4 protein-coding genes are annotated in these 14,627 nt (G+C 75.4%); all 4 read right to left on the bottom strand.

What is annotated here, in order from left to right:
- Window positions 1–4 precede the first annotated feature (4 nt).
- Entirely contained in the window at window positions 5–211 is a 207-nt protein-coding gene (locus OHA84_RS27775) for an MbtH family protein (RefSeq protein ID WP_266950443.1), read from the bottom strand.
- On the bottom strand, window positions 208–7,305 hold the full coding sequence (locus OHA84_RS27780; protein WP_266969289.1) for a non-ribosomal peptide synthetase: 7,098 nt from the start codon (window positions 7,303–7,305) through the stop codon (window positions 208–210). Before OHA84_RS27780 ends, OHA84_RS27775 begins: the two co-directional genes overlap by 4 nt.
- 185 nt (window positions 7,306–7,490) lie before the next feature.
- Window positions 7,491–12,788, bottom strand: coding sequence for a condensation domain-containing protein (locus tag OHA84_RS27785; protein ID WP_266969287.1), 5,298 nt, complete (start codon window positions 12,786–12,788; stop codon window positions 7,491–7,493).
- 4 nt (window positions 12,789–12,792) lie between these two features.
- The gene (locus OHA84_RS27790) at window positions 12,793–14,622 is read right to left on the bottom strand and encodes a non-ribosomal peptide synthetase (RefSeq protein WP_266969286.1); all 1,830 of its coding nucleotides are present in this window, start codon (window positions 14,620–14,622) and stop codon (window positions 12,793–12,795) included.
- Window positions 14,623–14,627 lie beyond the last annotated feature (5 nt).

Consider the following 14,627-nt stretch of genomic DNA (forward strand, 5'->3'; position numbering starts at 1 on the left):
TGGTTCACGCGTACTGGGCGATGAGGCTCTTCGGGCGGATGTCCGTCCAGTTCTCCTCCACGTACGCCAGGGCGTCCGCCCTGGTCCCCGCGCCCCACACCGAATCCCAGCCCTCGGGCACGGCGGCGAACGCGGGCCACAGGGCGTGTTGTCCCTCGGCGTTCACCACGACGTGGAACGTGCCCTCGGTGTCGTCGAAAGGATTGGTCATGACAGACTCCTCAATTTCTCGGAAAGGATGCGGCCGATCAGGGCGAGCGGGGTCGGCTCTCCCATGCGGGTGTGCGGGACCCCGATGACGTGATTCTCGACGCGGCCCTCGATGTAGGGAATCCAGTGCCGTGCGAGAGTGTTTTCCGTTTCGCCGTCCTCAAGGGCCGCCAGGAACAACAGATCGGTGGCCACCGGGCGCGGCGCGTACAGGTTCATGATTTCCGCGTGGTTGATGGACGCCCCGATCACCGAGCGGATCTCCTCGTCGGAGAACGCGCCGAGCACCGGATCCTTCAGCCGGACCAGGCCGATGAGGGCGTCCACGTCGAAGGGGGCGTCCGCCGGCTCGTCCGCGGCGTCGCCGACGAGCATGTCCCGCTTCTGGGCGGGAGTCATCGCGCGCCGCTCCGGCTCGGTCGGCAGCAGGTGGACGTCCATCATGGCCAGCAGCTCGGTGCGTTCGCCGAGTTCGGCCAGTGCGACGGCGAGGGCGTGCGCGACCGTGCCGCCGAAGGACCAGCCCAGGAAGCGGTACGGGCCGTGCGGTTGGACCTCCCGGATCAGCGGGAGGTAGTCCGCCACCATCTCCTCGACCGCCCCGGGGGAGTGGCCCAGCTCGCTCAACGCCCGCGCCTGGATCGCGTACAACGGCTGGTCGGGCCCCAGATGCCGGGCGAGCCCCGCGTACGGCCACCCCACCCCGGTACCGGGGTGGACGCAGAACAACGGCCGTTGCGCACCCCGGGTGGCCAGGGGCAGCATCACCCCCATCGGGTCGAAACCGGTCGGTTCGTCGCCCAGCAGCCCCGCCACGGTCGGCGTGCGGAACAGGTCGCGGACCCCGAGGTCCAGCCCCAGCACGGTCCGCATCCGGCTGATCAGCCGTACCCCGAGCAGCGAATGCCCGCCCAGGCCGAAGAAGTTGTCGTCGATGCCGACGTCCGGGACCCCCAGCACCTCGGAGAAGAGCCCGCAGAGCACCTCCTCGCGCGGGGTGCGCGGCTCCCGGCCCGTACCGCGCACCACGGGCGCGGGCGCCGGCAGGGCCGCCCGGTCCGGCTTGCCGTTGACGGTGAGCGGAATGCCCTCGACCACCACCGCCGCGGCGGGGACCATGTGCTCGGGAAGCTCGCCGCCGGCCCAGCGCAGCAGCTCGGTGTCGGTCAGGGTGTGGCCGGCGCGGGGCACGACGTACGCGACGAGCCGCTTGCCGCCCGGTCCGTCCTCGAAGACCACCACCGCGACCTGCCCCACGCCCGGATGCCGGGCCAGGGTCTCCTCGATCTCGCCCGGCTCGATGCGGAAGCCGCGCAGTTTGATCTGGCCGTCGGCCCTTCCGATGAACCGCAGCTCCCCGTCGGGCGTCCAGTGCGCCAGGTCCCCGGTGCGGTACATCCGCCCGCCGTCGCCGCCGAACGGGTCGGGGACGAACCGTTCGGCCGTCAGACCCGGCCGGCCGACGTAGCCGCGCGCCACCTGCGTGCCCGCGATGTACATCTCGCCGGGAACCCCCACCGGGACCGGCCGCAGCCGCGCGTCCAGCACGTGGACGCGGGTGTTGTCGAGCGCGGCCCCCAGGTACACGCCCGGCAGGGTGCGCACGGTGAGGGGGAGACGCTGGTGATGGGAGGCGAAGGTGGTCTCGGTCGGCCCGTAGGAGTGGACGAGGACGGTGTCCGGGCACTGGTCCAGGACCCGCTGGAGGGCGCTGGGGGAGGCGACGTCGCCGCCGGTCCACACCTCGTCCAGCAGCTTCAGGGTGTCGAGGCCCTCGTCCGCCATGATGTGGAACAGACCCATGGTGAAGTAGGCGGCGGTGACGTCGTGCGTGCGGATGGTGTGGTCGAGTTCCGCGACGTCGGTGCCGTCGCCGGGGGCGATGACCAACTGCCCGCCGTTCAGCAGCGGCACCCACAGCTCGTAGGTCGAGGCGTCGAAGCCGATCGCGGAATGGACCAGCATCCGGCGGTGGTTGACCGGGTCCCAGCAGCGGTCGCCGGCCAGCTCGACCACGTTGCGGTGGGTGACTCCGACGCCCTTGGGCCGACCCGTGGAGCCCGAGGTGAACATCACGTACGCCAACGCGTCCTCGCCCACGACCACGCCGGGATTCGAGGCGACCGCGTCCGACCCCTGGTCGGCGGTGTCGTCCACGGACAGGACGCGCACACCCGCCGCCCGCTCCCGTCCGACCGACGCCGCGTCGAGGTGCGCCGACCCCGTCACCAGGACCCGCGCCGACACATCCTCCATGATCACGCGGATCCGGGTCCGAGGCAGCCGCGGATCCAGCGGGACGTACGCCGCCCCGCACTTGAGCACGGCCAGTACGGCGACCAGGAGGTGCGGCGTCCGGTCCAGCAGGACCCCGACCGCCCCGTCACGAGGCACGCCCGCGGCGACGAGCCGGTGGGCGAGGGCGTCGGCCCGCGCGTCCAGCGCCGCGTACGACAGCTCCTCCTCCTCGTACGAGACGGCGATCCGGTCCGGCGTCCTGCGGGCCTGCTCCGCGAACCGTTCGTGGATCGGCCCGCCCGCGACGCCCGGCGCGCCCGTGTCGTTGTACCGGGCCAACCGGGACTCCTCCCGCTCCGACAGGAGCCGGACGTCCCCGATCCGCTGCCCCGGATCCTCGGCCACCGCCCGCAGGGTCCGCGCCAGGTGCTCCGCCAGGACCTCGGCGGTCGGCTCGTCGAAGAGGTCCGTCGCGTACTCCAGTACACCGCTCAGCCCGCCCGGCCCCCCCTGCTCGCCCCGGAGTTCGCGCAGCGACAGCGTGAGGTCGAACTTGGTGAACCCCGACTCCGATCCCAGCGGGACCCCCGTCAGCGCGCCGTCCGGCGCCGTCCGCGGCTCGTCCGGCTGCACCTGCGCGATCACCTGCGTCAGGGGGTGGTGGGCGGTGGAGCGCACCGGATTCAGTTGCTCGACCACCAGGTCGAAGGGGAGTTCCTGGTGGGCGTAGGCGCCGAGCCCGGTGTCCCGGACCCGCTCCAGCAACTCCGCGAAGGACGGGTCGCCGGAGGTGTCGCAGCGCAGGACGAGCGTGTTGACGAAGAAGCCCACCAGCTCGTCCAGGGCCTCGTCGTCCCGGCCCGCGGTCACCGTCCCCAGCGGCAGGTCGGTGCCCGCCCCGTGCCGGGTCAAGGTGGCGGCCAGGGCCGCCTGCACCACCGTCAGGACGGTGGTGCCGTGGTCCAGCGCGAGCCGCTCCAGCCGGGCGTGCGTGTCGGCGTCCAGGGCGACCGGTGTGGCGGCCCCCCGGTGCGAGGCCTCCGCGGGCCGGGTGCGGGCCGCGGTCAGCTCCAGTACCGGCGGGGCGTCGGCCAGGGTCGCCCGCCAGTACGCGGCCTGCCGCGCGAACGCGGTGTCCCCGTCCGCCGCGGCGCCGTCCTCCAGGGCCGCGCGTTCCCACAGCGCGTAGTCCGCGTACTGCACCGGCAGGGCCTCCACGTCGGGCGCCCGGCCGGCCTCCCGGGCCTCGTACGCCCGCGCCAGGTCGGCGAGGAGCGGTCCGGCGGACCAGCCGTCGGCGGCGATGTGGTGCACCACCAGCACCAGGAACCGTTCGGTCCCGGCGTCGATCAGCGTCGCCCGCAGCGGAGGCTCCGTCGCGAGGTCGAAGACGTGGCCCGCGGCGGCGTCGACCGCCGCCCCGCCGTGCCCCTCCGGCACGGTCACCCGTACCGGTTCGGGTCGCACCGCCTCCAGGATCCGCTGGTGCGGCTCCCCGTCCACCGCCGGGTACACGGTCCGCAGCACCTCGTGCCGGTCCGAGACGTCAGCCAGCGCCGAGGCCAGCACGGCCGGGTCCAGCGGCCGGTCCAGGCGCAGCGCGAACGGGATGTTGTACGAGGCGCTCGGCCCCTCCAACTGGTCCACGAACCACAGCCGGCGCTGCGCGGAGGACAGCGGGATCCGCTCCGGTCGGTCCGCCGCCGGTACGGGGACCAGAGCGGGCCGGCCGGCCGGCGCGGCCTCCCGCACCAGGCGGACCGCGAGCTCGGCGGGGGTCGGCGCGAGGAACAGGTCCCGGATGCGCGCCTCCACCCCGAGCGTGGCCCGGATCCGGTTGACGAGCCGCACCCCCATCATCGAATGGCCGCCCGCAGAGAAGAAGTTGGCGTCGGGGGCCACCGGTCCGTCGAGCCCGATCACCTCACCGAACAGCGCGCACAGCACCTGCTCGGCGGGGGACCTGCGGCCGGCGGGTACGGTCGTCCCCCCGGCCGACGCGTCGAGGGCCGCCCGCGCCCGGCGTTCCGTGATCCCCCGACGCTCCTCCTCGTCGAGCAGCGGCCACGCGGAGGGCCGCGCGTCGGGGTCGGCCGCCGCGTGCGCGAGGGCCCGGGTGAACACGTCCAGCAGCAACCGGGCCGTCCGCGGCTCGAACAGGTCCGTCGCGTACTGCCACCACACCTCCAGACCGTCGCCCGGCAGCTCCACGCAGGAGGCACTGAGGTCGAACTTGGCGACCTCCAGGCCCGGTTCGACGTACCGCCCGCTCAGCGCGCCGTCGCCGAGCGAGATCCGCTCCCCGTCCCGGGCCTGCGCGGTCAGCATCACCTGGAAGAAGGGGTTGACGGCGAACTCCCGCCGCGGGTTGAGGGCTTCCACCAGCAGGTCGAAGGGGAGTTCCTGACGGGCGTACGCGGCCAGGTCCGTGTCCCGGGCCCGCTCGACCAACTCGCCGTACGGGGCGTCGCCCGAGACGTCGGTGCGCAGCACCAGCGTGTTCACGAAGAGGCCGACCAGCTCGTCCAGGGCCTCGTCGTCCCGCCCCGCGACCGGGGTGCCGATCGCGATGTCCGTCCCCGCCCCGACCGCGGCCAGGGCCAGCGCCAACGCGGGCTGGAGCACCATCAGCAGGCTCGCCCCGCGTTCCGTGCCGATCGCGGTCAGCCGGCGGTGCGTGTCGGCGTCGAGGCGGGCCACCAGCGTGGCGGCGGCGCCGGTCGGCTCGGCGGGCCGGGGCCGGTCCAGCGGCAGGTCCAGCAGCGTCGGCATGCCGTCCAGGGCGGCCCGCCAATGCTCCAGCGCCCGCGCCGGCCGCTCCAGCAGCTCGTGCTGCCACAGCGTGTAGTCCGCGTACTGCAACGCCAGCGGCTCCCGGACGGGTGCCCGCCCGGCCGCCCGGGCCGCGTACGCCTCCCCGAGGTCGCGCAGCAGCGGTCCGACCGACCAGCCGTCGGCCGCGATGTGGTGCATCAGCAGCGCCAGCGTCGCCGATCCGTCACCGGGCACGAACAGTCTTGCCCTGAAGGGCAGTTGGGTGCCCAGATCGAAGGTTCCGGCGGTGAACCGGGCCACGAGCGCGGCCACCTCCGGCGGCGCGCACCCGGTCACCTCGAACGGCACCGGCGGCCCCTGGAGCACGTGCTGGTACGGCTCGGAGTCCACCGCCGGGCAGACGGTGCGCAGCACCTCGTGCCGCTCCACCACATCGGCCAGCGCCGCCGCCAGCGCGGCCGTGTCGGGCACGGAGTCCAGCCGCAGCACGACGGGCAGGTTGTACGTCGCCGACTGCCCCTCCAGCCCGGCCAGGAACCACAACCGGCGCTGGGCGAAGGAGAGCGGGACCCGCTCCTCGGGGGGCAGCACCACCCCGTCGAACACGACGCCGGCGGTGGAGTCGGCGGGGGACTCGGCGCCGCCGCCGGCCGCCGGGCCGCGCAGGGCCTTGCGGTCGATCTTCCCGGAGGAGGTCCGGGGCAGGCGCTCCACGAGGGTCACCGTGCCGGGCACCGCCGCGGCCGGCAGCTCCGCCGCGACCCGGTCCCGCAGCGCGGCGGCGTCCACCCCCTCGTCCGCGACCACGAACGCGGCCAGCCGGCGCACCCCGTCGGCAGTCTCCCGCGGTACCACGGCGGCCTCCCGCACCCCGGGGTGCGCCGTCAACACGGCCTCCGCGGAGGCGGGGTCCACCCGGTGCCCGTTGATCTTCACCTCGTCGTCGGCCCGGCCCCGGAAGCCCAACTGCCCGTCCGGCCGCACGAACACCAGGTCGCCGGTGCGGTACGCGCGGTCCCCGCCCAGCGTGGCGAACCGGGCGGCCGTCAGCTCGGGCCGGCCGAGGTACCCGGTCGCCAACGCGTCCCCGAGCAGCCACAGTTCACCGTCCACCACGGCCGCCCGGACGCCCGGCAGCGGCTGCCCGATGGGCACCGGCCCGCCCGTGTACCGCGACAGGTCGGCGACGGTGGCCACGACGGTCGCCTCGGTGGGCCCGTACGTGTTCAGCAGCCGCACCCGCCCCGGGTCCACGCTCCGGCACCACTGCGCGACCCGCTCGGGCAGCGCGGCCTCACCACCGATGACGACCGTGCGCAGGGTGTCCGGCAGGCGGGCGACCCCGCAGGCCAGGGCGTGGGCCAGCTCGTGCCAGTAGGCGGTGGGCAGGTCCAGCACCGTGATGCCGTGCGCCGCGCACCCGGCCAGCAGCCCCGGCACGTCGAGCATCTCCTCGTCCCGCAGCACGAGCGTGGCGCCCGCGCCCAGGGTCAGGAAGATCTCCTCCACGCTGGCGTCGAAGTGCAGCGGGGCGAACTGCAACACCCGGTCCTCGGCGGTGATCGCGTACCGGGCGCCCGCGCCGGCCACGAACCGGGCCAACGCCCCGTGCCCGACGACGACGCCGTTGGGCGTGCCCGTGGAGCCGGAGGTGTAGATCACGTACGCGGAACCCTCGGGAACCCCCGCGCCCGGAAGCGGGAACTCGCCCTCTACCAAGGGGACGTCGCCCCCCGCGCAGTCGGCGAGGATCGCGGCGTTGCGGGCGGCGGGCGCCCCGGGGTCCAGCGGCAGGTAGGCGGCCCCGGTCCGCAGGGTGGCCAGCAGGCCCACCACGGCGTCCGCGCCCCGGGGCCGGTGGACGGCCACCAGGCGTCCCGGGCCCGCCCCGGAGCCGGCCAGTTCGTCGGCGCGGAACGCCACCGCGAGGGCCAGTTGTCCGTAGGTCATCCGGCGCTCGCCGTGCACCAGCGCGACCCGTTCGGGGCTCTGGGCGGCGATCCGGTCGAGCACTGCGGGCGCCGGGGTGATCGCCGGGCCGCCGTCCAGGACGGCGGAGGCGGTGGGGGCGGTCGAGGGCATCGCGGGGCCTCCAGGCGAGGGGTGGGATGCGGAGCGGAGTCCGTGACCCCCACGCTAGGCAGCGCCCCCGGGCCCGGCGGGCAGTCCCCGGGGCAGCTCGGGCCGGGCGCGCTGCCGCCCCGGACTGCCGCCCGACTGCCGTCGAACCCCCGGAGGCCCGCCCCGGGGGTTCGATGGCGGGCCCCCTACGCCTGCGGGACGCGGGCGCCGCCCCGGGTGCGGCGGCGCAACGTCGGCGACGGGCCGGAACCGCCGCCGAGGGCGCCGGCGGCCAGCAGGGCGGCCAGGCCGGCCGGCGTCGGATGCCGGAACACCTCGCGCAGGGTGAGCTCACGGCCCAACTCCGCACGGACCCGGTTCACCAGTCGTACCGCGAGCAGCGAGTGTCCGCCGGACTTGAAGAAGTTGTCCTGCGCGCCGATCCGCTCGCGTTCCAACACCTCCCCGAAGAGCCGGACCAGCGCCGCCACCGGTCCGTCCTCCGCGTCCGCGCCGGGGGCTTCGGGCGTCGAGGGTGTCCGGGCGGCCGCAGGCCCCGCCGGGTCAGCCGGGTCAGCCGGGTTCGCCGGGTTCGCCGGGTTGGCCGCCAGGAGAACGGCCGACGGGACCTCGTACTCCGGCAGCCGCTCCGCCGCCCACGCCTGGAGCTCGCCCTCCGTCACGCCGCCCGACGCGTACGCGACCAGCCGGCCGTCCTCCAACCGCACCTCCGCGCGGACCACCGACGGATGCTCCGCCAGGACCGCCCCGACGTGCGCCGTGTCGACCCGGTAGCCGCCGACCAGGACCCGATCGGGGCGCCGGTCCGGCGGCGCCGGCAGCTCGCCGATCCGCCGCGCGGGGTCGGCGGCGAACAGCTCCAGCGCGTCCACCAGCAGCGATGCGAGCCGCGCCGCGCCCGAGGGGCCGTACAGGTCGCTCGCGTACTCCAACACCCCGCTCATCCCGCCGCCCGCGTCCTCCGTCAACGCGAACGTGAGGTCCGCCTTCGCCGACCCGGCCCCGTACGGCAACGAGGCGCCGGCGAGCGGGCCGCCGTCGGCCGGGTCCGCCTCCGCCGGATTCACCTGGAGCATCACCTGCACCAGCGGATGGTGCGCCGACGAGCGGTGCGGGTTGAGGGTCTCGACCAGCCGGTCGAACGGCAGGTCCTGGTGCTCGTACGCCGCCAGGTCGGCCTCCCGCACCCGGGTCAGCAACTCCTCGAACGTCGGATCCCCGGACGTGTCCGTCCGCAGCACCAGTGTGTTCACGAAGAACCCGACCAGCCCCGACAGGGCCTCGTCGTCCCGCCCCGCGACCGAGGTGCCGAGCGCCAGGTCCGTTCCCGCGCCGCACCGGGACAGGGCCGCCGCGAGCGCGGCCTGCACCACCATGAACAGCGTGGCCCCGCCCGTGTGCGCGATCCGGGTCAGCCTCCGGTGCGTCACGGCGGACACCGGGAAACCGGTGACCGCCCCGCGCCCCGACGGCTCGGCCGGCCGGCGCCGGTCCGTCGGCAGGTCGATCAGCGGCGCCAGCCCCGCCAGCGCGGCCCGCCAGTGCTCCACCTCGGCGTCCGCGTCCGCCAACAGGGCCCGCTGCCACAGCGTGTAGTCCGCGTACTGCACCGGGAGCGGCTCCCGGCGCGGCGCGCCGCCCGCGCACCGGGCGTCGTAGGCCGCGGACAGGTCCGCGAGCAGCGGACCCGTCGACCGGCCGTCGGCCGCTATGTGGTGCAGCAACAGCACCAGGGTCTGCGGACCGTCCCCGGCAGGCAGGAACAGCCAGGCACGCAAGGGCAGTTCGCGCGTCAGGTCGAAGACGTGCCCGGCGGCCTCGTCCACGGCCGCCGTCACGTCGACCGGCCGGCCGAGCACCAGCGGCGGCCTCGCCCCCTCCAACACCCGCTGGTACGGCTCCCCGTCCTCGATCCCGTACACCGTGCGCAGCACCTCGTGCCGCTCGGCGACGTCGGCCAGCGCCTCGGCGAGCGCCGCCGGGTCCAGCGGCCGGTCCAGGCGTCGCACCAGGGCGATGTTGTACGCGGCCGAGGGGCCCTCCAACTGGTCGATGAACCACAGCCGGCGTTGGGCGTACGACAGCGGCAGCCGCGCGGGCCGCTCCGCGTCCGGTACGGGCGCCGGCGCGGGTCGCGTCGACCCCGCGGCCGTGCCCAGCCGCCGGTGCAGGGCGCTCGGCGTCGGCGCCAGGAACAGGTCGCGGATGCCCGCCTCCACGCCCAGCACGGCCCGGATCCGGTTGACCAGCCGGCTCGCGAGCAGCGAGTGCCCGCCCGACTTGAAGAAGTTGGCGTCCGCCGCGAGGCCGTCGCGACCCAGGACCTCCGCGAACAGCCCGCACAGGATCTCCTCGCGGGGCGAGAGCGCCGCGGGGACGACCGGCGCCGGCTCCCGTACGGCCGCCGCCGCGGCGGCCCGCTCCAGCCCGTCCCGGCGCTCCTGAAGCGCCCGCCGCTCGCCCGCCGACAGCAGCTCCAGTTCGGCGGTTCGTGCCCCGGGAGCCGCCGCGAACGCGCGCAACGCCCGTACGTACACCTCCAGCAGCAGCCGCGCCGTGGACTCGTCGAACAGGTCCTCGGCGTACTGCACGTGTACGTCCAGGCCGTCGGCTCCGCCGCGCGGGTCCCGCCGCTCGGCGCAGTGGAAGCTCAGGTCGAACTTGGCCGCGCCCAGGTCCGTGCTGCCGGCCCGGCCCACGATCGGTCCCAGCCGCACCCGGTCGTCGGCCGCTTCCCGCACGGTCAGCATCACCTGGAAGAAGGGGTGCTCGCCCAAGACGCGTGTAGGCGGGGCGAGTTGCTCGACGAGGACGTCGAACGGCAGGTCCTGGTGGTCGAAGGCGGACAGGTCGGCGTCGCGCACCCGTTCCACCAGCTCGGCGACGGTCGGCTCACCGGACAGATCGGTGCGCAGCACCAGGGAGTTGACGAAGCAGCCGACCAGCTCGTGGAGGTTCTGGTCCGCGCGTCCCGCCACCGGGGTGCCGATCGCCAGGTCCTCCCCGGCCCCGGTGGCCGACAGGGCCACCGCCAACGCGGAGCGGGCCACCATGAACAGGCTCGCCCGTCCCGAGCGGGCCAGCCCGGCCAGCGCCCGGTGCTCCGAGGCCGCCAGGGTCGCGGAGAGCGTGGCCCCCCGGCCGGACGGTTCGGCGGGGCGTGGCCGGTCGGCCGGCAGGGCGGTGCGGGCCGGCATCCCGTCCAGGGCCTCCCGCCAGAAGTCGAGGAGCCGGTCCGGCTCCGCCGTCAACGCCCGCTGCCAGAGCGCGTAGTCGGCGTACTGCACCGGAAGCGGCGTCCACCGCGGCGCCCCGCCCGCGCGCCGGGCCTCGTAGGCCTCGCCCAGATCCCGCAGCAGCGGCGCGATCGACCACCCGTCGGTGGCGATGTGGTGGACGAGCAGCACCAGCACCGACGAACCGTCCACGGGCAGGAACAGGCGCGCCCGCAAAGGGAGTTCGCTCTCCAAGTCGAAGACCTCGCGGCCGAAGCGGTCCACGAGCGCGTCCAGCTCGCCCGGCGGGCAGTCCACCACCTCCAACGGGGCCTCCCAGGCGGTCAGGACCCGCTGGTACGGCTCCCCGCCCTCGGACCAGTACACCGTGCGCAGCACCTCCTGCCGCTCCAGCACGTCCCCCAGCGCGTCCGCGAGCGCGACCCGCTCCGGGACGCCGTCCCAGCGGATCACCAGCGGCGCGTTGTAGGCCGCCGACGGGCCCTCGATCCGGCCCACCAGCCACAGGGCCCGCTGCGCCGCCGACAGCGGGACCCGCTCGGGCCGGTCCGCGACGGGCACCGGCGCCGGCCGGGCCGCCGCAGCGTCGCCCCGGTCGGTCAGCCGGCGGTGCAGGGCGCCCGGCGTCGGCGCCAGGAACAGGTCGCGGATGCCCGCGTCGACTCCGAGCGCGCCCCGGATCCGGTTGACGAGCTTGCTCGCCAGCAGCGAATGCCCGCCGCTGCGGAAGAAGTTCGCGTCGACGGAGACCGTCTCCCGGCCGAGCACCTCCGCGAACAGCCCGCACAGGATCTCCTCGCGCGGGGACAGCACGTCCCGCCGGCCCGACCCGGGGACCGGCGGCGTCGCGTCGATCGCGCGCCGCGCGCTCCGGGCGGCCAACCCGCCCGCCTCCTCCGGCGACACCAGGCCCAGCCCGCCCAACCGGGTCGCCGGCCGGGCCGCGAAGCCGGCCAGCGCCCGTACGTACACGTCCAGCAGCAGCCGGGCCGTGTCCTCGTCGAACAGGTCCGTCGCGTACTGGAGGGCCACCTCCAGCCCCCCGGGCCGCCCCTCGGAGGTCCGCCGCTCCACGCAGTACCAGGTCAGGTCGAACTTGGCCGCCTCCAACGCCACGTCCGCGAGCCGCCCGCGGATCCCACCGGCCCACTCCACCGGCCCCGCCGCCTCGCCGCCCGTGTCCACGGTCAGCATCACCTGGAAGAACGGGTGGTGCCCCAGCGCCCGCTCCGGGGCGAGCCGCTCCACCAGCAGGTCGAAGGGCAGGTCCTGGTGCGCGTACGCCGCCAGGCTCGCGTCCCGGGCCCGGTCCAGCAGTTCGCCGACGGTCGGATCACCGGACAGGTCGGTGCGCAGCGCGAGGGAGTTCACGAAGAACCCCACGAGTTCGTACAGGTCCTCCTCGGGCCGGCCCGCGACCGGGGTGCCGATCACCACGTCCTCGCCCGCTCCGGCGGCGGTCAAGGCCGCCGCGAGCGCCGCTCCGGCCGCCATCGTCAGACTCGCCTGGTGCGCACGGGCCAGGGCGAGCAGCCCCTCGTGCGACGCCGCGTCCAGCCGGGCCGTCACCATGGCCCCCCGTCCTGACGGCTCGGCGGGACGCGGCCGGTCCGCCGGCAGTGCGATCACCGGTGGGGCGCCGTCCAGCACGGTCCGCCAGTGGGCCAGCTGTTCGGCCGCCAGACTGTCCGGGTCGGCCGGATCCCCGAGCAGCTCGTGCTGCCAGGCGCTGTAGTCCGCGTACTGCACGGGCAGCGGCTCCCACCCCGGCTCCCGACCCGCGAGGCGCGCACCGTACGCCCGCGACAGGTCGCGCAGCAGGGGGCGTACGGACCATCCGTCGGTCGCCACGTGATGGATCAGCAGGACCAGGACCGAGGTCCCGTCGCCGGGCCGCAGCAGCCGCGCCCGCAAAGGGGGTTCGCGGGTGATGTCGATCGGCTGCCGGACGAACGCGGCCACGGCCGCCTCCACCCCGCCCGGCGCGCAGGACCGGACGGTGAGCCGGGGCACGGCCGCCGACTCCCGCACGACCTGGTGCGGCCCGGCGTCGGCGTCGGCCGGCAGCACCGTGCGCAGCACCTCGTGCCGCTCCACCACGTCGACCAGCGCCAGGCCGAGCGCGTCGGCGTCGGGCTCGGCGTCCAGGTGCAGCACCACCGGCGCGTTGTAGGTGGCGGACGGTCCGTGCAGCCGGCCCAGGAACCACAGCCGGCGCTGCGCGAACGACAACGGGATCACGGTCATGTCCTCAGCCGTCCTGGCCCGACGGGGCCGGACCTGCGGCGGCCGCGACGAGCGTGTCGATGTGGGAGGCCAGGTCCCGCAGGCGCGGGTTGGCGTACACGGCCTTCACCGGGAGCGAGACGCCCAGCTCCGCGCGGACCCGCGACACCAGCTTGATCGCGAGCAGTGAATGGCCGCCCAGCTTGAAGAAGTTGTCGTCCGGGCCGATGCGCGAGGCGCCCAGCACCGCCGCCCAGACGCCCGCGATCAGCTCCTGCGAACGGGTCAGCCCGACGGCGGCCGGCGACGGCTGCGGGGAGGCCGCCGCGGGCGCCGGCAGCGCCACCCGGTCGATCTTCCCGTTGGGCGTGGTCGGGAAGCGGTCCACGGGCACGAAGGCCGACGGAACCATGTACGCGGGCAGCGCGGCGGCCAGCGCCGAGCGCAGCGCCGCCTCGGCGACCGGCTCCAGGCTCCGGTGGTAGGCCACCAGACCCGGCGCCCCGTGCACCTCGTCCCGCAGCAGCACCACGGCCTCCGCGATCCCGGGCAGCGCCGCCAAGACCGCTTCCACTTCCCGGAGTTCGATCCGGTGGCCGCGCAACTTGACCTGCCCGTCGGCCCGGCCCAGGTAGCCCAGTCGACCGTCCGGCAGCAGTCGCACCAGGTCGCCCGTGCGGTACATCCGCTCACCCGAGCCCCCCGGGTCGGCGACGAACCGCTCCGCCGTCAACCCCGGCCGGTGCCGGTAGCCGCGCCCCACCCGGGGGCCCGCCAGGTACAGTTCGCCGCTCTCGCCCTCGGCCACCGGCTCCAGTCGCCCGTCGAGCACCCAGATCCGCAGGCCGGGCAGGACGGCCCCGATGTGCGGCTCGTCCGCCCCGTCCACCCAACCCGCCGTGGAGTCCACCGTGCACTCGGTGGGCCCGTACAGGTTCACCGTCCGCAGCACCCCGGCCGCACCGCGCTCGGCGAGCCGACGCCACAGCGCGGGGCCGATCGCCTCGCCGCCCACGAGCAGGGTCAACGGGCGCGGTCCGCCGTCCGCCGTGAGCAGGTCCAGCAGCGGATCGGCGTGCGAGGGCGTGATGTCGAGATCGGTCAGGGCCTGCTCGTCGATCAGCCGGGCCAGCAGCGCCGGGTCCGCACGCGTCTCCTCGTCGATCATGACCAGGGTGTCGCCGCGGCAGACCCGCACCCACTGCTGCACGGAGGCGTCGAAGGACGGCGAGGCGTTCCAACCGACCCGCCCGCCCTCGGTGACCGCGATGCCCGCGTCCTCCAGCTCGGCCAGCAGCGCGGACGCCGCGCCCCGGACGATCTCGACTCCCTTGGGCCGGCCCGTGGAACCCGAGGTGTAGATGACGTAGGCGAGGGTCTCGGGGGACACGGCGACCGGCGCGAACGGGCGGTCCCGGGGGCCGGGCGCCGTCAGGGCGGCCACCGCCAGGTGCGGGATCCCCTCGACGAGCGGCTCCAGGTCGGACGTGGTCACCACCAGGTCGGCCCCCGCGTCCTCGACGAGGTACCGGCGCCGCTCGGCGGGCAGCCTCGGGTCCACGGGAAGGTACGCGGCCCCCGCGCACAGGGTGCCGAGCAGCGCGGCGACCAGCTCCGTGCCGCGCGGCAGGCACAGGGCGACCACGCTCTCCGGGCCGATGCCCCGCTCGGCGAGCCGGCCGGCGACCCGCATCGCCTGGGCGCGCAGGGCGCCGAAACTCAGCGCCCGGTCGCCCGCGACGACGGCGGTCCGCGCGGCGGGCACCCGGGCCAGCCGGTCCAGCAGATCGGGGGCGGCGAACCGCACGGGACGCGCCGCGAGGGTGCTCGGGCGCTCGGGAAGGACGGCGGTCACGGTGA

This window comes from Streptomyces sp. NBC_00513, from assembly GCF_041431415.1.
Lineage (GTDB): Bacteria > Actinomycetota > Actinomycetes > Streptomycetales > Streptomycetaceae > Streptomyces.